The organism is Providencia sp. wls1914 (genome assembly GCF_009706645.1).
GTDB classification, from domain to species: Bacteria; Pseudomonadota; Gammaproteobacteria; order Enterobacterales; family Enterobacteriaceae; genus Providencia; species Providencia zhijiangensis.
Genome location: NZ_WLUN01000005.1, coordinates 1 through 20136, shown reverse-complemented (window position 1 = coordinate 20136; position 20136 = coordinate 1). Strand labels below are relative to the sequence as shown.

At 40.5% G+C, this 20136-nt stretch carries 16 protein-coding genes, 1 tRNA gene, 1 other RNA gene and 2 pseudogenes; 13 read left to right on the top strand and 7 right to left on the bottom strand.

The genetic code is table 11. The features are described 5' to 3' along the window. Positions 1-36 precede the first annotated feature (36 nt). The 3 genes from ppiD (at position 37) to GKR74_RS04635 (ending at position 3082) form a co-directional block, all read left to right on the top strand. Positions 37-1905: a peptidylprolyl isomerase gene (ppiD, locus tag GKR74_RS04645; RefSeq protein WP_154602728.1), complete on the top strand. Its 1869-nt coding sequence runs from the start codon at positions 37-39 to the stop codon at positions 1903-1905. A gap of 163 nt (positions 1906-2068) precedes the next feature. After that, positions 2069-2440 carry a ComEA family DNA-binding protein gene (locus GKR74_RS04640; protein WP_154602821.1) on the top strand — a complete coding sequence of 124 codons (372 nt, stop codon included), beginning with the start codon at positions 2069-2071 and terminating at the stop codon, positions 2438-2440. Positions 2441-2653: 213 nt separating this feature from the next. Further along, the gene (locus tag GKR74_RS04635; RefSeq protein WP_036953922.1) at positions 2654-3082 is read left to right on the top strand and encodes an acyl-CoA thioesterase; all 429 of its coding nucleotides are present in this window, start codon (positions 2654-2656) and stop codon (positions 3080-3082) included. A 54-nt stretch (positions 3083-3136) separates the two neighbouring features. Here GKR74_RS04635 and queC read toward each other — a convergent pair whose 3' ends face one another. Next, positions 3137-3838 carry a 7-cyano-7-deazaguanine synthase QueC gene (queC, locus tag GKR74_RS04630; protein ID WP_154602727.1) on the bottom strand — a complete coding sequence of 234 codons (702 nt, stop codon included), beginning with the start codon at positions 3836-3838 and terminating at the stop codon, positions 3137-3139. Positions 3839-4067: 229 nt separating this feature from the next. On the opposite strand from queC, the gene GKR74_RS04625 reads away from it, so the two are divergent. From GKR74_RS04625 to GKR74_RS04615, 3 genes and pseudogenes are all read left to right on the top strand, one after another. Further along, positions 4068-4529 carry an Lrp/AsnC family transcriptional regulator gene (locus GKR74_RS04625; RefSeq protein ID WP_036953928.1) on the top strand — a complete coding sequence of 154 codons (462 nt, stop codon included), beginning with the start codon at positions 4068-4070 and terminating at the stop codon, positions 4527-4529. A gap of 84 nt (positions 4530-4613) precedes the next feature. Continuing rightward, positions 4614-6389: pseudogene (locus tag GKR74_RS04620) on the top strand (SmdA family multidrug ABC transporter permease/ATP-binding protein). Beyond that, on the top strand, positions 6356-8140 hold the full coding sequence (locus GKR74_RS04615; RefSeq protein ID WP_154602726.1) for a SmdB family multidrug efflux ABC transporter permease/ATP-binding protein: 1785 nt from the start codon (positions 6356-6358) through the stop codon (positions 8138-8140). The pseudogene GKR74_RS04620 and the gene GKR74_RS04615 overlap by 34 nt, the downstream one beginning before the upstream one ends. 147 nt (positions 8141-8287) lie before the next feature. On the opposite strand, the gene tesB is transcribed toward GKR74_RS04615, so the two are convergent. Then, positions 8288-9154: an acyl-CoA thioesterase II gene (gene tesB / locus GKR74_RS04610; protein ID WP_154602725.1), complete on the bottom strand. Its 867-nt coding sequence runs from the start codon at positions 9152-9154 to the stop codon at positions 8288-8290. 238 nt (positions 9155-9392) lie between these two features. Here tesB and GKR74_RS04605 point away from each other — a divergent pair, with 238 nt between their 5' ends. Both GKR74_RS04605 and ffs read left to right on the top strand, forming a co-directional pair. Continuing rightward, complete coding sequence (locus GKR74_RS04605; protein WP_154602724.1) at positions 9393-9851, top strand: YbaY family lipoprotein; 459 nt, start codon at positions 9393-9395, stop codon at positions 9849-9851. 180 nt (positions 9852-10031) lie between these two features. Continuing rightward, positions 10032-10128: signal recognition particle sRNA small type (gene ffs / locus GKR74_RS04600), an RNA gene on the top strand. Positions 10129-10498: 370 nt separating this feature from the next. Here the strand turns inward: ffs and GKR74_RS04595 are convergent. The 4 genes and pseudogenes from GKR74_RS04595 to gloB form a co-directional block, all read right to left on the bottom strand. After that, positions 10499-10702, bottom strand: coding sequence for an HHA domain-containing protein (locus tag GKR74_RS04595; RefSeq protein ID WP_004905417.1), 204 nt, complete (start codon positions 10700-10702; stop codon positions 10499-10501). Between the two features lie 72 nt (positions 10703-10774). After that, positions 10775-11143: an Hha toxicity modulator TomB gene (tomB, locus tag GKR74_RS04590; protein ID WP_154602723.1), complete on the bottom strand. Its 369-nt coding sequence runs from the start codon at positions 11141-11143 to the stop codon at positions 10775-10777. A gap of 526 nt (positions 11144-11669) precedes the next feature. Continuing rightward, on the bottom strand, positions 11670-13049 hold the full coding sequence (mltD, locus tag GKR74_RS04585; RefSeq protein ID WP_154602722.1) for a murein transglycosylase D: 1380 nt from the start codon (positions 13047-13049) through the stop codon (positions 11670-11672). A 55-nt stretch (positions 13050-13104) separates the two neighbouring features. Continuing rightward, positions 13105-13884 (bottom strand): annotated as a pseudogene (gloB, locus tag GKR74_RS04580) (hydroxyacylglutathione hydrolase). Positions 13885-13918: 34 nt separating this feature from the next. Between gloB and GKR74_RS04575 the strand changes: the two are divergent. Next, positions 13919-14644 carry a class I SAM-dependent methyltransferase gene (locus tag GKR74_RS04575; RefSeq protein ID WP_154602720.1) on the top strand — a complete coding sequence of 242 codons (726 nt, stop codon included), beginning with the start codon at positions 13919-13921 and terminating at the stop codon, positions 14642-14644. A gap of 12 nt (positions 14645-14656) precedes the next feature. Here GKR74_RS04575 and rnhA read toward each other — a convergent pair whose 3' ends face one another. Next, positions 14657-15127, bottom strand: coding sequence for a ribonuclease HI (rnhA, locus tag GKR74_RS04570; protein ID WP_036953952.1), 471 nt, complete (start codon positions 15125-15127; stop codon positions 14657-14659). A 54-nt stretch (positions 15128-15181) separates the two neighbouring features. On the opposite strand from rnhA, the gene dnaQ reads away from it, so the two are divergent. The 4 genes from dnaQ to GKR74_RS04550 form a co-directional block, all read left to right on the top strand. Beyond that, positions 15182-15943, top strand: coding sequence for a DNA polymerase III subunit epsilon (gene dnaQ / locus GKR74_RS04565; protein WP_132496201.1), 762 nt, complete (start codon positions 15182-15184; stop codon positions 15941-15943). Positions 15944-16065: 122 nt separating this feature from the next. Continuing rightward, a tRNA-Asp gene (locus GKR74_RS04560) sits at positions 16066-16142 on the top strand. A 1068-nt stretch (positions 16143-17210) separates the two neighbouring features. After that, on the top strand, positions 17211-17720 hold the full coding sequence (locus GKR74_RS04555) for a cell envelope biogenesis protein OmpA (protein WP_154602719.1): 510 nt from the start codon (positions 17211-17213) through the stop codon (positions 17718-17720). A 65-nt stretch (positions 17721-17785) separates the two neighbouring features. Continuing rightward, on the top strand, positions 17786-20136 hold a 2351-nt coding region (locus GKR74_RS04550; RefSeq protein WP_154602718.1), incomplete at its 3' end, for an Ig-like domain-containing protein.

Here is a 20136-nt window from a genome sequence, read left to right as displayed (position 1 = left end):
GAAATTCAACAAAGCAAAGCGGAGTTAAGCCTTTTTATGATGGAAGATCTACGCACGAAGGCGAACAGTCCTTTTATTAAAGTGTTGTTAGCTATTATTATCTTGTCATTCGTGCTGACAGGTGTTGCTGGCTATGTGATTGGTGGCTCAAGTAATAATGCTGCTGAAGTCAATGGACAGCCAATAAGCAAGGAACAATTACAGCAAGCTTTCCAGCAAGAGCGCCAGTCATTACAAGAATACTTAGGAGATAAATTCTCTGAAGTTGCAAGTAATGACAACTACATGAAAGAGCTGCGTACCCAAGCTTTGAATAACTTAATCAATAATCAATTGATTAACCAATACGCTAATGAATTACAACTCTCTGCTAGCGACCAACAAATTGAGCAAGCTATTTTTGCTATGCAAGTTTTCCAAACGAACGGGAATTTTGATAGTGAGAAATACCGCGAAATTTTAAAACGTTACAATATTAATGCAGATGATTTTGCGGCACAAATTCGCCAAGATTTAGTTCGCGCACAATTAGGTAAATCGTTCACCGGAACAGAATTTGCTCTGCCTTCAGAAGTAAAGGCGTATGCAGAATTGTTTATGCAAGAGCGTGAAGTTCGTACAGCAAGCTTGTCGTTAGCTGCGCTAGAAGCTAAACAAACTGTTTCTGAAGATGAATTAAAAGCATATTACGCGGCAAATCAAAACAGTTTCATTTCTCCTGAACAAGTTCAAGTAAGCTATGTAGAAATGGATGCGGCATCTATGCCAAAAGCATCTGTGACGGCTGAAGAAGTGAAAGCTTACTATGATGAAAATCTGAAGAACTTCACTAAAGCGGAACAAAAGCTATATAGCATGATTCAAGTCGCATCAGAAAAAGATGCGCAAGCTTTACAAGCCGAGCTGAAAGGCGGTGCTGATTTCGCAACGTTAGCTACCGAAAAATCCACAGATAAATTCAGTGCAGGTAACAAAGGTGTGATTGGCTGGATGGAAGCAACATCGACACCAAGCGAAATCATCAGTGCGAATTTAACCGAGAAAGGTCAAGTTTCTGCACCGATAAAAGTCCAAGATAATTATGTCTTATTCCGTTTGGATGATGTTAAGCCAGAAGCGATTAAGCCTTTTGATGACGTTAAATCAAGTATTGAAACTAGCTTAGTCCAAGATAAAAGCGTCAAACAATTTTACGATTTACAACAGAAAGTGAGTGAAGCTGCGACTAATGACAATGAATCATTAGCATCAGTTGAAAGCATTTCTGGCTTGAAAGTGGCGACTACTGGCTGGTTTGATCGTCAAAACCCACCGGCACAACTGAATTTCCCGAAAGTCATTAATGAAGTTTTCAGCGACCGTTTAGTCGATAAAAAAGGCACAACAGGTATCAACTCTGACGTGATCAACGTTGAAGGGGACCGTGCGTTTGTCCTGCGTGTGACTGACTATAAAGCGGAATCAACAGAGCCATTCGAAACAGTAAAAGCGGATATCGAAGCATTAGTTAAGCGTCAGAAAGCATCTGCTCAATTAAAAGCGAATGGTGAGAAATTACTGGCAGAGTTACAAGCGGGTAAAGGTGATGAAGCATTGAAAGCTGCAGACACCCAATTTGGCGCTGTTCAAACAGTTTCATTCCTTGCACCTGCAACGGATGTGACTGACGTTGCGATGAAAATGACACCGCCAACTGACGGTAAGCCAACTTATGCAATCGCTTATGATCAAAAAGATAATCTGCTAATTGTTCAATTAGATAAAGTGACTTTAGGTCAGCCAACCGCTGATGAACTGAGCCAGTTATCGAACGAATATCGTGGCGCAATGAGTTCAGCGGTGAATGAAGCCTTGATGCTGAATTTACGCGCGAATGCAAAAATTGAAGTGCAAAGCTTAGAATAAGTTATTTGCATGGAATAATTGCGAAGCGCTTCGCAACTAAAATTGTAATCTCTGTAATAGAAGGCCACCCATTGGGTGGCCTTTCGCATTGTATAAACCGAAGAAAAGTTTTTGGAAAAGTTCTCTGGCATTGTGATGTCTCAACACACATAGGAGAACAATGATGAAATGGAATAAAAGCATTAAACAAGGATTAGGGACAGTGTTAATGGTGGCAATGTTATGCCCTTTATCTGTATTTGCAGCAATCAAGAAAGCAGAAACTGAAAAACCGGTAGCAGCGATAGTACAGCCTCAAAATAGTGATGAAGTAAAAAACGTGGCGAGTTTAGCATCCCCAGACCAAGTGAACATTAATCAAGCCACTGCAGAAGAATTAGCGAGGAAACTCAATGGAATTGGTAAGCAGAAAGCTCAGGCTATAGTGGAATACCGAGAAAAATACGGCGCTTTTAATACGGTTGAAAATATCCTTGAAGTGCAGGGAATTGGACCTGCATTTTTAGAGAAAAATCGTAATAAACTTGTTCTATAAGCAAAATAGCCCACTTTTAACGTGGGCTATTTTTTAGGAAATAGAAAGTCGTGTTATGAGATTAAAAATAAATTATGGGTAATCTTTATACTATTAAATTTAATTTAAAGCGCGAATATGAGAGCTAAGTCTGATTAGTGATATTTTTTCAGCAGCCCTTTCAAATATTTGTTACTTTTATGTTATCAAATAATTCAACTGGTCGGAGTAGTTATGGCAATACACATAAAAGTGCTCGGTTATCACATTGATGTCTTTCAGCATGTCAATAATGCTCGGTACTTAGAGTTCTATGAAGCGGATAGATGGGATTGGATGGGCAAAGCTAATCTTATTGAATGGGCTATCCAGCATAGAATAGTTATGGCGGCCGTGAATATTAATGTTAACTATTTCCAAGCCGTTGGGTTGGGCGATGAGCTAACCGTCATTTCACGAATGGATAAAATCGGAGTGAAGAGTGCTGTTTGCTACCAACAAATTATTCGCCATCGTAATGGGGTTGATGAAGTGGTATCCGATGCGTACGTCACGTTTGTCTTCATTGATGGTAAAGTTAATAAAGCCATGGTGATCGAGGATGAACTCCGAGAAAAAATTGAGTCACTGAAAAATAAAACAGATGCTTTTATCGAAGTATAGGCAAATTAGCAGTATAGCCAACCAGGAAACACGAACCATGGTTGGCCTTTAGAATTACTTCGTTGCGTTGAGTTGCTTGAGTAATGAATCCATAACGGCTTGTTTATTATTAAGATAATAATTCAAGCCTTTGCTGCGTAAATGGCAGGCTGCACATTCGGAACAGCCATCACCAGGAATGCCATTGTAGCAAGTGAGAGTTTGAGTGCGGATAGTCTCCAGATGACCATAATAGTCAGCAAGAGCCCAAGTTTGCGCTTTGTCTAACCACATAAGTGGTGTTTCGAAACGAATGTCTTTTGCTAGGCCTAGACTAACGGCATGATTGAGCGCTTTGACAAACTCGTCACGGCAGTCGGGATAACCTGAAAAGTCAGTTTCACAGACACCAGTGATCACTGCTTCCGCTTTAACCTGGTAGGCATAGATAGCGGCGAGTGTTAGGAATAGAATGTTACGTCCGGGTACAAATGTGCTTGGTAACCCGCTGGCTTCACTCTCTTCATAGTCAGGAACCGGAATATTATCACGGGTTAAGCTACTAACCGCTAGCTCATTAAGCAGAGTGACATCGAGAACTTTATGCGCTTTTGCGCCTAATTGTAGGCTGAGCTTTTGTGCAATATCGATTTCTAAGCGGTGGCGTTGACCATAATCAAAGGTGACACAATGAACCTCATCATAATATTTGAGTGCTTGAATTAGGCAGGTTGTTGAGTCTTGCCCTCCGCTGAAGACAACAACAGCACGTTTCATGAGTCTCTCCTAAGATTAAATAATGAGGATATTAATTTAGCCCTATGTTAACGAGCCAAGAGGAGAATGAACAGTCTGTTTTTGTACCTTCAACCTCTAACTTAAGCAATTTATGCTATGTTTCGGTTATTTATGCAAAGTTATTCTACAATACTAGCAATTCGTAACAGCTTTATTATTTCATCATGATAAAATTTTGCTGATAATAAGATTCGCTCAGGGGCTAAACATGCTGGATAAAATAGATAAAAAACTACTTTGCTTATTACAAAATGACAGCAGCCTATCATTAAACTCATTAGCCGAAGCCGTCAACTTAACCTCGACACCGTGCTGGAAGCGACTTAAGCGGTTAGAAGACGAAGGATATATTCGAGGACGTGTCACGCTATTAGACGGTGAAAAGCTGGGGTTGGGGCTGACGGTGATTGTCATGATTAAAACCCAACAACATAATAGCGAATGGTATGCGCAATTTGTTTCATTTGTAGAAAAATTACCAGAAGTTTTAGTGTTTTATCGCATGGCCGGTGAGTATGACTATCTGATGCAAGTCGAAGTTCATGATATGAAATCCTATGATCTATTTTATAAGAAACTGGTCAATGGCGTTCATGGATTAATTGATGTAACTTCCAGTTTTGCAATGGAAAAAATAAAATACACAACCGTGTTGCCAATCCCTGACTAATCAGCAAGTCACACATTAGCGGAAGAGCATAAAGTTCCTAATAATAAAGCAAGCAGTCACTAACATCATTCAAGGCAGTAATACGTGCGATTATTTTCACAATTACGTTGGTATTTTATAAGCGAATGGCGTCGCTATGTTGGCGCGATTTGTTTTCTTGTGGTCATTGCTATTCTACAAATGATCCCACCGCGCTTTGTTGGTGTGATAGTGGATGGTATTAGCAAAGGGTCGATGACGAATCAACAGCTTTTGACATACGTATTATCCATGCTCGGAATTGCTTTAACCGTTTATGGGTTGCGTTACGTTTGGCGTTTATGGCTATTTGGCGCTTCCTACAAATTGGCTGTCCGATTAAGACAGCAAATTTATCAGCAGCTTAGCTTACAAAATCAGCCATTTTATTTGAAATATCGCACGGGAGATCTCATCGCACGAACCACAAATGATGTGGATCGTGTGGTATTTGCTGCAGGTGAAGGCGTCTTAACTCTTGTTGACTCCTTGGTGATGGGATGTGCGGTCCTTATCATGATGAGCATAGAAATAAGTTGGCAGCTCACACTCCTTGCATTGATCCCGATGCCCATTATGGCGCTGGTCATTAAGCGTTATGGGGACCAGCTTCATCATCGTTTTAAACATGCTCAAGGTGCTTTTTCATCGTTAAATAACCATGCGCAAGAGAGCTTAACCAGCATCCGAATGATCAAAGCATTTGGTCTTGAAACCCATCAATCCAATCAATTTGAGCAAGTTGCCACTGAAGCTGGGCGAAGAAATATGCATGTCGCGAAGATTGATGCTCGTTTCGACCCAACCATTTTTATGGCGATTGGAATGGCAAACTTATTAGCCATCGCGGGTGGAAGCTGGATGGTGTTGAATGACACATTAACCCTCGGTGAGCTTACCAGCTTTGTGATGTATTTAGGGCTGATGATCTGGCCGATGCTTGCTCTTGCATGGATGTTTAACATTGTTGAACGAGGAAGTGCAGCGTATAGCCGGATTTTAAGCTTATTAGACGAGCCATTAGTGATTAAAGATGGTAGTCAAAGCTTGCTTGCAGAAAAAGGCGAGTTAAACGTCAATATCAGAACATTTTCGTATCCTGAAACCCAGCGCCATGCTTTGCATGATATCCAGTTCAACGTACAACCAGGGGGATTCCTTGGATTATGTGGGCCAACGGGGTCGGGAAAATCGACATTACTTACTGTATTACAACGTCATTTTGATGTGAATGACGGTGAGATTATTTATCAGAATAAATTACTGACAGATATTCGGCTCGATGAGTGGCGGGCAAGGTTATCAATAGTGAATCAATCTCCATTCCTATTTTCTGATTCGGTCGCAAACAACATCGCTCTTGGGCAGCCTAATGCAACAATGGAGCAAATAGAAGAAGCGGCTCGAGTGGCTTGTGTGCATGAAGATATTTTACGTCTACCAGAAGGGTATCAAACCCAGGTGGGAGAGCGTGGCGTTATGCTTTCAGGGGGGCAAAAACAGCGGATTTCCATAGCCCGTGCAATTTTACAAAATGCAGAAATTCTTATTTTAGATGATGCGCTATCTGCGGTTGACGGGCAGACAGAGCACACCATTTTGCAGAATTTGAGTCGTTGGAGGCAGGGGAGAACGTTGATCATTAGCGCACATCGACTATCGGCTTTGGTGGATGCTGATAATATTCTTGTACTATGCCATGGTGGCATAGTTGCCAAAGGTACTCATAAAGTACTTTCCCAGAAATCTGGTTGGTACAGCGATATGTATCATTATCAGCAAATCGAAGCTGCTTTGGACGGTGATCTATGAGCCAGAGAAAGCCGCTTTGGCCAGCATTAAAACGCTTATTATCTTACGGTAAACCTTACCGCGGTACCATGGGGGTAGCGATTGCCATGCTATGGTTGGCTGCTGCCGCAGAAGTTAGTGGGCCCTTACTGATTAGCTACTTTATTGACAATATGGTGGCGAAAAAACAGATCATTATGCCGCTAACGCTGTATATGGTGATTGGATTTATTGCGTTGCAAATCATTGCTGCACTTCTTCATTACCATCAAAAAATTCTGTTTAATCAAGCTTCAGTTGGCGTGGTGCAAAATCTACGGACCGATGTGATGAATGCGGCTCTGCGCCAGCCATTAAGTGCTTTTGATAAGCAACCCGTGGGGCAGATTATTTCTCGTGTTACCAACGATACTGAGGTGATCAAAGATCTGTTTGTTATGGTTGTACCAACGATCTTTCGCAGTTTGGCATTAATTTGTGCCATGTTAGTCGCCATGTTTTCTTTAGAGTGGCGAATGGCATCCATTGCGGTACTCATTTTCCCTGCGGTTCTGGTTGTAATGTTGGTTTATCAGCGACTTAGTACGCCAATTGTGCGCCGTGTTAGGGCATACCTTGCAGATATTAATAATGGTTTCAATGAAGTCATTAATGGTATGACGGTTATCCAGCAATTTTTACAGCAAGCCAGATTTGGCAAAAAAATGCTGGAAGCAAGTGAAGATCACTATCATTCCCGAATGAAAGCATTGAAATTAGATGGACTATTACTCAGACCACTGCTGAGTTTGTTCTCTGCCTGTGTGCTATGTGGGCTATTGTTACTATTTGGATTTGACGGTACTAGCACTGTGGGTGTCGGGGTTTTGTATGTTTTCATTAATTATTTAGGTCGTTTAAACGAACCATTAATTGAGCTGACATCTCAGCAATCCATGTTGCAACAAGCGGTTGTATCCGGTGAACGTGTTTTTGAATTGATGGATAGCCCACAGCAAGGTTATGGCGAAAATATTGCGTCATTACAGGGCGGGGCAATTGAGATAAGACACCTCTCTTTTGCTTATCGGGATGATAAAAAAGTCCTTGATGATATTAATTTATCCGTCCCAGAACACCATTTTGTGGCACTCGTTGGGCACACGGGAAGTGGAAAAAGTACCATTGCAAACTTAATCATGGGGTATTACCCATGGCAGGAAGGGGAGATTTTACTGGATGGACGAGATTTAAATTCACTTTCCCATCAAGTATTACGAAATGGTATTGCTATGGTGCAGCAGGACCCAGTAGTACTCGCGGCTTCATTTTTTGATAACGTGGCTCTAGGGCGCGATGTTTCCCAAGAAAAAGTGTGGGAAGTCCTTGAAACTGTACAATTAGCTCAGCATGTCCGTGAATTGCCTGATGGATTAGATTCGTTGTTAGGTGAGCAAGGAAACACTTTATCCGTTGGGCAACGACAGTTATTAGCGATGGCACGAGTACTCGTCGTAACACCGAAAATTCTGATATTGGATGAAGCGACCGCGAATATAGACTCTGGTACTGAGCAGGCAATTCAAAAGGCGTTACGTGTTATTCGTCGAAACACTACGCTGGTGGTGATAGCTCATCGCTTATCGACGATTGTGGATGCTGACCAAGTTGTTGTTCTTCATCGAGGAATGATCGTTGAGCAAGGAAATCATGCTGAGCTTCTCCTGCAGGAAGGCCGCTATTACCAAATGTATCAATTACAACAAGTGGGCGAGTCGCTGAACTCTCGTGATGAAGCGGCTGCGGAAGCATTATTAGTTTAGTTAGTACTCACTGACTGGTTTGTATGGAATTGATAAGGTTACCAAATAAGAAAAGCCTCACAATTAGGAGTTCCTATCTAGTTGAGGCTTTTCTTGTTTTAAAGTAAGTAATGACTTACTTTTTTCGGGCTGATATAAATCGGGAAATTATCGAGGTTTTCTCTTACGAATGACCCCTTCTTGTACCGTAGTTGCCACTAAATCCCCTTGTTGATTATAAATTTGCCCTTTAACAAAGCCACGCCCACCAGAAGCAGAAGGGCTCTCAATAGCATACAGTAACCATTCATCAATACGATAAGGGCGATGGAACCACATTGAGTGGTCAATCGTAGCCACTTGTAAATCGCGTTCCATAAAGCCGCGGCCATGAGGCTGTAATGCAGCGGGAAGGAAATTGTAATCCGATGCGTAGCCTAGCAAGTAGTCATGTAACTCTGGTGTATTGGGAAGCTCTCCTTTCGCTTTAAACCAAATATAGCGAAATGGTTCTTGAGGTGCGCTATCAAACGGGCTATAGAATTGAATCGGGCGAAACTCGAAAGGATTAGGGCGCAGTGCATATTTTTTGACAGCATCGGGAAGCTGGTCTGCGAAGCGTTGAATGATTTCATCCTGTGAAATCAATTGCTCTGGCGCGGGGACATCGGGCATTAAATTTTGATGGTTAAACCCGTCTTCTTGTTCTTGAAATGAGGCGGTCATAAAGAAGATCGGTTTACCATTTTGAATGGCGCTAATACGACGTGTACTAAAGCTGCCACCATCACGCAAAATTTCTACATCGTAGACAATCGGTTTTTGGCTATCTCCTGGGCGCAGAAAATAGCTATGAAATGAGGTTATGATGCGACCTTCGGGTGTGGTTTGTTTCGCTGCATACATGGCTTGTCCAACAACTTGTCCACCAAAAACTTGCGGCAAACCAAGATCTTCGCTTTGCCCCCGAAAAATACCTTCTTCAATTTTTTCGAGTTTAATTAGGCTAATTAAGTTTTGTAATTCTGTGCTCATAGTTACCTTGAAGATGGTTAAAAAATATCAGATGCAGCTATTTTCCCATTAATCTACAGAAATAGGTAGGCAGTTTGTGTACGGATTAATTGACAATCGTTTTTGGTTACAATTTGAAATATAATTTCATTATTTAATTTGTATTAGATATAATTTTCTAAGTTTAGATAAACTCTAATATATCAAGAATAATCATATTGAAATGTCTAATTAAATCAAAATATTACAGGTAATTATAATGACATTCTATCGCTACATGATTAGTTCGTTGATACTTATTTTCTTAGTAGGCTGCGAAGGGAACAACGCCAATCCCCCTGAAAAAAGGGTGAAAGGGAAAAGTAATCGCGAAAATCAGCAGGTAGACATTGGTACGATCAGTGGAAATATCCTTATTGCTAAAAATAAAGGATTATCTGAAAACGTGGATATTACGGTTACCATGGTAGATAACTCATTTGTTGAGTTACCAGCGCTGATATTATCTCAAAAGCACTATACTAACTTGAACAATCAAGTGACGCTTCCGTATCAGCTGACATACCACAAAAATGAAATAAGAAACCAAGCTAAAATCACGGTTAGTGCGACGTTACACGTTGATGGAAAATTAGTCTATATTACAGAATCGTCGACCGAAGTGATCAACAATGGCATGGTTGAAAATATTGATTTACTACTGGTTCCTGCTAACTAGTGGTTGATTCTTATTAGTAAGTGTTAATTCCTGCCAATATTTATTGTTCATACCAAACTGTATTAAATAGCCATTCAGATTTTTGTGTAATAAAACAGCACTTGACCGCCACTTTCTTGCTATTTAACTATCTATCAAGCATAATGCCCGTGCTTTGAAAGAAGCAATCAATGGGGGCTCTGTTGGTTCTCCCGCAACGCTAACTTGTTAACTAGGTCAGGTCCGGAAGGAAGCAGCCATAGCAGGGGTCGTGTGTGCCGGGATGTCGCTGGCAGGGCTCCCACCCAATATTAAATCCTCTCTTAGTCTTCATATTCTCGTTTTTATCAATCACATTTTCAGTAACAACAGCTATTGTCTTTTGGCTATGCTTTCTTGTTATTATCACGCTTGGTTTAATATATTTTAATAATAAGAAATTGATTACTATTCTTAATTGATATTTACAATGGTTAAATTGATATCGAAATAGCTATTATCGCATGAAATGTTAAATTAATTGGGATTAGGGAAAGGCAAAAATAAAAGGATATAAAGAGGCTGTCAGTATTCGGTGAATACTAACTAAGATAAATAAGGAATTTTCATTGAGCCGATAAAGTATTACCGGCTATAACCATTCACTATCTATGCGCGTAAATAAGTATTTATCTAACAAACTTCCAAACAGATGCTGGGATTTTATCGTAAAGTTTATTCATAGTGAGTTCGGCAAGACGATGATCTGCTGCAGAGTAAAATAACTCTAATTCATCATCAGATAACTCATACTTATTTTTCTCAATGACGCGCTCAAGTGTTTCAATAGTGGTGCATTTTCTTAAACGCATCAGATAATCGGATTTGGTCATAACGCCCTTTCTTTATGTGTCGATAACCTAAAATATACTATGGGATAGTGAAATTAAAGGTAAATGGTGATTCTATGTCTTACTTGTCAGGCATTTTAGATCATCATCGAGCACGGCGACAAGATTTTGATTCATACTTTCCCAGTCAATGATTTCGCTGAAAGTAATTACTGGGCTGCCAAATAAATTATATGTCTCGTCAAGATACTCTTCAACAAGAGAAATAACGAGATTTTCTTTTGGATACTTGATTTTGAATCGCCAGACAAAAGCTGCAATATGCTCAACGAGCTCATTGAGACTGATGCTTTGTGGCGAACTAAGATCATTTACCCAATGGGTGTTTGTTTTTTGTAAACTTGATATTGCGTCTCTATTCAAACTGTTACACAGATATTTTAATTCGGCTATATCATGTTTCTTGGGTGAGTATTCATCCATAATCACCTCCATGGGCGAATCTGACTTTTACTTTGCGTATTTTTGTATCAAAAATAATGTCATATCAACTAAATATAAGCATCTGTTTTCAATATAAGCAAACATAGTTAGTATATTGATAAATATAAGATTATCACTAATTGAGAGAGTTTTTAGATTGTCACTAATATAAAAGTAATATTCAAATATAAACTGATTGCTCAGATTGCTTTCGCCACATCAATAATAATAGCACTTTTATTTCATAAGTCACCACCCAATAATGACTTTTTTATGGAGGGAGCCGTAAGAGGACTAGGAAAAATCGGGCTAATTATTTTTCTATCACACTCTAATGAAGAATGTAAATGATATTGTGCGGTTTAGACAATTAAGTGTATTTAGACGATATGTTACAACTAAAATTGTGATCGAGATTGATATCGAGATTAAGCCTAATTAAATAGTTTATTTCTAATCATTGAAATTTATTTAATATAAAATCCCCTAAGGTTTAACCTTTATGGGGATTTTTGAAATATTTAATTTAAAGATATAAATTCAATGTAACACCTGGCTTTAAATCTGCCATTTTAACACCTGAGTTCCAATTCATCAGGTCGTTAAGTTTAATTCCATGACGTTTAGCAATGCTGTAATAAGTATCGCCTTTTCTAACTTTGTAGGTTCCACCTTTACGGTTATTGCTGGTCGGTGTCGTACCTGAAATTTTTAATGTTTGTCCTGGAACGATGTTAGCTTTAGCTGTTTTTAACCCATTTAACTGTTGGATGTTCTTTGCAGTTGTATTGAATTTCTTAGCAATACTTGCGATAGATTCGCCTTTGCGAACTTTATAACTAAAGGTTTTAGCTTGCTTTGAGCTCGCTTTTGCTGTCTGGATGTTACTGGCTGCGGTTTGCGCATAACGATTTTGTGCTACCGCGTTGCGAATATCATTTAATACGTCTTGATCCGTCAGTGAAACTTTTAGCTGCTCAGCTTTTGCGGTTGGCAACATAATATAATGCGGGCCATTTGGTGACGTAACGCCTCGGGTATAACCCGAATTATAGGTTTTAATGGATTCTTCCGTTAAACCTGTTAATTCAGCAGCTTGAGTCAATGTGATTTGTTGTCCCACATCAACTTGCGTTAACCCTCTATTCTTATTGCTTTTTGGTAATCTGACTTGATAGCGTTCTGGTTGTCTTAGCACTTGGCTAAGCGCAAGGATCTTCGGAACATATTGTTTGGTTTCTTTAGGTAATTGAAGAGACCAAAAATCTGTTGGTAAGCCAGCAGCTTCATTCTTTTTAATCGCGTTTTGTACGCAACCTTCACCGCAGTTATAAGCAGCAAGTGTGAGCTCCCAATCGTGACCAAACATAATGTTCAGATTTTCAAGGAGATCTAACGCTGCTTTTGTGGATGTCACAACATCGCGTCGCTCATCAACCCACTGCGTCTGTTTTAACCCATATGAACGTGCCGTGATGGGAACGATTTGCCAAAGACCCGCTGCTTGTGCAGGGGAAGTGGCTTTAGGGTTATATGAACTTTCAATGACAGGAATTAAGGCTAATTCCATTGGTAAGTTGCGATCATTGATTTCATCTACAATTAAGTACATGTAAGGCTCTGCTCTTACTGCCACATCATAGATAAAACTTTGTTTATTGGAGTAACTATTTGCCATTTCCCGAATTGTTGCGTTTTCGGGGATATCCATCTTCAGTTCACCACTAATATAACCCCAAAGGTCATGATCGACTTTGGAAACCTGTCTACTTGCTGCTTGGTTATGGGATGCAACAGTGTCAATTGAGTGGTTGGCTGAAGATTTTGGTTGCTTAACGGTGACTTTGGAAGTGCCTTGACAGCCCGCAAGCAAAACAATGGCGATGAGGGTCGCGATTATCTTCATTAGCTCTGTTTTTCTTTGTTTTTAATGTTTAAAAGTTGACCAGATAATACTGGCTTTAGATGTTATTGACAATAATTATACATCAATATTCATCTTTTAATTGGCGTAATAATGTAAAAACTGCTCGTAATGATGGATTTGTCATATTAATGTTCAGTTTTTGTTGCAATTCAGGGTTTTCGCACTGTAAAAAAATGTTGATATTTTTCTCAGTTTTCAATGTGCTAGGTACTGTTGCTTGCTGATTATTGCGCAAAGTTCTTACTTTTTCGGAATAATTCGTAATTGTCTCATTTTCAGGCCAAATATGATGAGCGAATTGTAAATTAGACTGTGTATATTCATGCGCACAGCAGATGAGAGTATCATCAGGAAGTGCTGCAATTTTTTGAATCGATTGATACATTTGAGCGGGAGTACCCTCAAAGATCCGCCCACAACCGGCTGAAAATAATGTATCGCCACAAAATAGGTAAGGAGCTTGGTAAAAACCAATATGTCCAAGCGTGTGACCTGGGAGACCGATGACTTGAAAATTGAAGTCACCAATGGTGACGGAATCTCCATCGCACACCAACTCTGTAGCCCCTTTAACTAAGGTTTCTTGGGGGCCAAATACAGGGATTTTTGGATATTGGGCAATAATTTCTTTCACACCCTGTGTATGGTCGTTATGATGATGGGTGAGTAAAATTGCAACAGGGGTCAATTGGTTAGCCGTTAATATTGAGAGAACCGGCTCTGACTCAGCAGGGTCAACGATGATACACTGCTGGTTGTTTGCTAGTAGCCAAATGTAATTATCATTTAACGCTGGTACTCGAATTAACTCCATAATCAACCTCGATCCGATTTTTAAGGGGAATGTTATGAAACCTGCGCGTATTGAAGAAAAGATTCAAATGCCCGCCAGTTGGTCTGATATTCCTTTTGGTGAACACTATCGCCAAGCCTTGGAAGCCCAGTTAGCGCCTTGGTGGCAAAAAATGTTTGGTTTTCACCTGCTTAAATTAGGTCATTTGAGTACAGAAATCCACACTAAAGAGTGCATGATCCCTCATCAATTCACGCTAGGTGAAGATCCTCACGTATTTGATGTCGCAGCAAATCCCGAAGCTCTGCCTTTTGCGGATAAGACTATTGATGCCTGTTTAATGCCCCATTTACTTGCCTATAGTCATGATCCGCATTGGATCTTGCGGGAAGTTGATCGGGTATTGATCGATGATGGTTGGCTGATTTTATCGGGGTTTAACCCATTTAGCCTAGCAGGAATGGCTAAATTAGTGCCTATTTTGCGTAAGCAGCAGCCTTACTGTAGCCGTTTTTTCCCTTCTCTCCGGGTATTTGATTGGCTAGGGTTGCTCAATTATGAGGTGCTATATCACCGAAACTGCCAAGTGCTTCCTTGGGTTTCATCGGAAAAACGGGTCAATAAACGTTGTGGTGGAATTGGCGTGATCAGCGTGATTGTTGCAAGAAAACGGACATATCCATTAACGCCAACGCCCCTGAAATTTAAGCAGCCTAAGGTGAAAATTTCAACAGCGTTGGGTGCAACGAAAGAAATCAGTAAATCGAAGCAACTTCGTTAAGTCTGAACCTGGCTATTCTTGAGTAGGCTGGTAGCCTGTATCTTCTTTTGTTGGCGCATTGGCCGCGGCGCGAGCTAATTCATCACACTTTTCATTCTCCGCATGACCCGCATGACCTTTTACCCAGCGCCAATCGATAGTATGGCGCGTAATTGCTTGGTCGAGACGCTTCCAAAGATCCACATTGACCACTGGCGATTTATCCGCTTTTTTCCATTGGCGACGCTTCCAGTTATGGATCCATTGAGTGATCCCTTGACGTACATATTGGCTATCGGTGGTCAGGATAATATCGCAAGGTCGAGTAAGTGACTCTAAAGCAACGATTGCCGCGAGTAATTCCATGCGATTATTGGTGGTGAGGAAAAAACCATCACTGAGTGTTTTCTCATGTTGCTGATAACGAAGTACGATACCGTATCCGCCGGGTCCTGGGTTACCTAAACAAGACCCATCAGTGAAAATTTCTACCTGCTTTGTCATTTCTGTTACACTCTTCCTTATTCATCAACTTCTAGTTTGACACAAAAAAACATTATGAGCACGGCGATAACCCGACAAATTGTCCTCGATACTGAAACCACAGGTATGAACAAGCTTGGTGTTCATTATGAAGGGCACAATATCATTGAAATTGGTGCTGTAGAGGTGATTAATCGCCGCTTAACAGGACGCAATTTCCATGTGTACATCAAACCAGACCGTCTCGTTGACCCAGAAGCTTTTGAAGTCCACGGAATCAGTGATGAATTTTTGCAAGACAAACCGGTATTTGCCGATATAGCCGATGAATTTATCGAATTTATTCGCGGTGCAGAACTCGTCATTCACAATGCGCCCTTCGATATCGGTTTTATGGACTACGAGTTTCGTAAGCTCAACAGAGGCATTCCTCCAACCTCCGAATTCTGCACCATTACCGATAGCTTAGTATTAGCTCGCAAGATTTTCCCCGGTAAACGTAATAACTTAGACGCCTTATGTGATAGATATCTTATCGATAACTCCAAGCGAACATTGCACGGCGCTTTACTCGATGCTGAGATCCTCTCTGACGTCTACTTAGCGATGACAGGGGGGCAGACCTCTCTTGCATTTTCAATGGAGTCTGAATCCAGCAATACAGAGCAAGCCAATGAAATTCAACGTATTGAGCGTCCAGTCAGTGGATTAAAAATTATTTATGCTTCTGATGAAGAAATTGCAGAGCATGAAGCCCGCTTAGATATCGTGGATAAAAAAGGGGGAAAACCCTGTTTATGGCGGCAAACTGAGCAAGATGACGAAACTCTTCATTAAGGTCGACAGTTTTGTGATCTGATAAGGCTAAAAACTGCTCAACCGTACGATTTTTCAAGAAAAAGAGTTGACTGTCATATCAAGTATTCGTAATATGCTTGGCGTTCCCAGTAGGGAACTTCGGAGCGGTAGTTCAGTTGGTTAGAATACCTGCCTGTCACGCAGGGGGTCGCGGGTTCGAGTCCCGTCCGTTCCGCCAATTTATTAAGCCCTGAGTCTTACGACTCGGGGCTTTTTTTTTGCTTTAAAATCACCCGTTACATGGTGTTTCCTGCCTTTGGATCTACATGCCTCAACTCGCACTCATTCTCACCCTCACTCTTCAGGGGAAAGCTAGAAGGCTTATTACAGCCAATTCTGTTTTCTGTACTCTGGGATCATATTTATTTTCAGATAATGATAGAAACGAGAATTAATCTTATTACCGAAATATTGTTATTTCCGATTATTGAAATAGGATCTATCAATGTATTTAAATTAATATTTCATTTTATGAACTAAGAATAATTCCTAGATGAAATAGGAATTATAAGGGAATACTCTTAATTTTTATTTAAACGTAGGATTTAAGTAAAATTATGAAAATTAATAGATGATATATATTACTAACTATGCGCTCTGGCTATTTTGAAGGGGATTAAATGATAAGGGTATTTAATTCGAATGTTATAAACCTATATTATACACGCAGTGAGAGTATTTCGTGATAATAAGTTTTTTACTCGTATTAAGGTATTTTTACTAGAATGTTAATAGGCATTAACACGACCTATAAACCCCTCTTTTAGAGAGGTTTTTACTTAGGTGTAAATACTTGCTATTTATATATATATAGAATAAAAATTTTATTTTTATCAATTTTATGGTTTTTATGCTCACACACTATATGAGTTAGAAAAATAAATAATCTTTTAACATGTTAATTATATCAATTAAAACAATTGATTATGAATCAATTGATAGAATAGCGACTAAAATTGATAGCATTTCTTCGGATTGGTAAAATCAAGGGGGGTAAAATTGACGCATATCAACTTTGAACGATATAATGCTGAAGTTTTCATCATGTAACAAAATGCTTCACGCACTCACTTAATGGGTTAAATTGAAGCGAAAATAACTATAAGTATTTTATTTTTAAGCTGGGAACTAAATGATTTCCAGCTTTAGTATTTATTCAAATCACTGCGATATTTATTCTCTCTAATATTACATAGAGGGATTTTGCTTTGCATAAATTAAACACCATAGCGTTGAAAGGATTAATATGAAAAAGATCACTGGCGTTGTAATGCTATTATGTATTGCAGCATTGACGGGTTGTGTGCGTAATGAAGGACTGCACGGGTATAATAGTGAAACATGGAAGAATAAGAATATTCTTAAAGAAAACAAAGAAGTCGAAAGTAATAAAGCATTAGTTTCTTTCTATAGAATAGATAATCAAGTTGAAGGGAAAACAATTAATATATTTGTGAATAAACAGTACCTCACTTCATTAGAGCCTAATGCGACTAAACAAATTAAATTATGCTCTGGAAATAACAATTTTACTGCATATAAAACAGATGTTAGCGAGCGCTATAACACTAAATTAAACGAAATCGATAATAAGCCACTAGAGCCTGGCAAATCCTATGCGTTCTTGGTCACTGAAACCAATGGAACAGTATCATTAAAACCAATGACAGAAAAAGAAGTTAATGAATTTAAAGGAAAAGTTAGCACCCAGGTTCATACTTTACCGCGTGTGGATGTAGCTCAAAGCTGCCAATAATTAACACGTTTTTAAACTAAATTTAATTCAATAAATAATTGTCCGATACGAGGCAATGGATAACTATGTCTATTAAAAAAATATCAATTAAAGTTAATAATAGCAAAGAGACGATTGAGCAATATTCTGTTACCGGTGGGGAAAACGGAGCAGGTAAATTAAAACAACCACTGCATATTAATGCACAAAAAGATGTAAACTATTTATTAATTGACGAAAGTACACAATTCGCACCAGAAAACATCGCGGTTAAGCGCGTTGATAAAAACCTTGTCATCGCATTTGAAGGCGGTGATGTAGAAAGCCCTGATTTAATTATTGAAAATTACTTTGCTGAGAATGGTGCCATTGGTTATCAAGAAGGCGATGCAAACCTCATTATTGGTCAATATGAAAATGGCCAATATTTCCCATACGTTCCTGAAAGTGCGGTAAAAGCTGACGCCATCAGCCAATTAGCAGACGGCCAAGCGGCTGGTCAAGCCATTGGTGGCGATGCATTACCACCATTGTGGGCATTTAACCCATGGTGGTTAGCTGCACTGGTCCCTCTTATTGGTATTCCTGCTGTGGCAATCAGTGGCGGCGGCGGTGGCGGCGGTCATTCTAAAGTTGTCGATCATGCACCTATCGCGGGTGATGATTCTGCACATGCAAAACATAATACCCCTGTCACTATCCATGTTACCGCGAACGACAGTGACGTTGATGGCGATTTAAATCCGAACTCTATCCGCATCGTCAAAGAAGGTTCTAAAGGAACGGTGACAATCGGTAAAGATGGAAAGATTATCTATACACCAAACAAAGGTGAATACGGTGTTGATACCATCACTTATGTGGTAAAAGACCGCGCAGGCCACGAGTCGAATGTTGCTACCATCACTGTAAAAATTGATGCAGCACCAGAAGCGAAAGACGACTCTGCGGCAACCAAAGAATCTAAGCCTGTCACCATCGATATGGAAAATAACTACTCCGATAAAGACGGCGATGTTGACCACGGCTCCTTAGCGATTAAAACCAATGGTGGCAAAGGTTTCGCGAAGTTTGTTAATGGCAAACTAGTGTACCAGCCGAATAAAGGCGAAGTGGGTACTGACACCATTACTTATACCGTGACAGATAAAAACGGTAACGTCTCTGAAGATGCGACGATCACCATCAACATCGATGCGCCGCCAGTGGCAAATGATGACTCAGCAAAAGCCAACAAAGCCACGCCAGTTGAATTAGATGTTTTAGGCAATGATACCGATCTTGACGGTGATATTGACCCAACGACATTAGAAGTTGTGAGTGAACCAACCAAAGGCACCGTAAAAGTTGTCGATGGTAAGCTGGTGTACACTGCAAATCCTGATGCAACAGGCCAAGACACCATTACGTATCTGGTTAAAGATAAAAATGGCAACGTGTCCAACAAAGCGACCGTGACCATTGATATCACAGAGCCGCCAGTCGCGAACGAAGATAAAGCCGATACTCGCCATAATACGCCAGTTGAAATCGATATCACCGCGAACGATACCGATCTCGACGGTGATTTAGATAAAAACAGCGTAGTGATCACTCAGTCAGGTACAAAAGGCACCGTGACCATCGGCGAAGATGGTAAGCTGATCTACACCCCGAATCAGGGTGAGCATGGCACCGATACCATCACCTACACCATTAAAGACAAGAACGGCAACGTGTCGAATGAAGCGACGGTGACCGTCACCATCGATGCACCGCCAGTGGCGGGGAATGACGTAGCCGAGACACGTCATAACAAACCGGTGGAAATCGACGTCACGGCCAACGACACCGACAAAGATGGCGATTTAGATAAAAACAGCGTGGTGATCACCAAGCCGGGCACTAAAGGCACGGTCACTATCGGTGAAGATGGCAAGTTGATCTACACCCCGAATCAGGGTGAGCACGGCACCGATACCATCACCTACACCATTAAAGATAAGAACGGCAATGTGTCGGAAGAAGCGACCGTCACGGTCACCATTGATGCACCGCCAGTGGCTATCGATGATAAAGCGACCACCAAAGAATCGGTGGCAGTAACCATCGATGTGTTGGCGAACGACACCGACTTAGACAACGACATCAACCCAAGCACGCTGGTGATCAAAACCAACGGCAGCAAAGGGACGGCAGAATTTGTTAACGGTAAGTTGGTGTACACGCCAAACAAAGGTGAAGTGGGCACGGATACCATCACGTACCAAGTCAAAGACAGCAAGGGCAACGTCTCCAATGTCGCCACTGTGACCATCGACATTGACGCGGCGCCAGTGGCTATCGATGATAAAGCGACTACCAAAGAATCGGTGGCAGTAACCATCGATGTGTTGGCGAACGACACCGACTTAGACAACGACATCAACCCAAGTACGCTGGAGATCAAAACCAACGG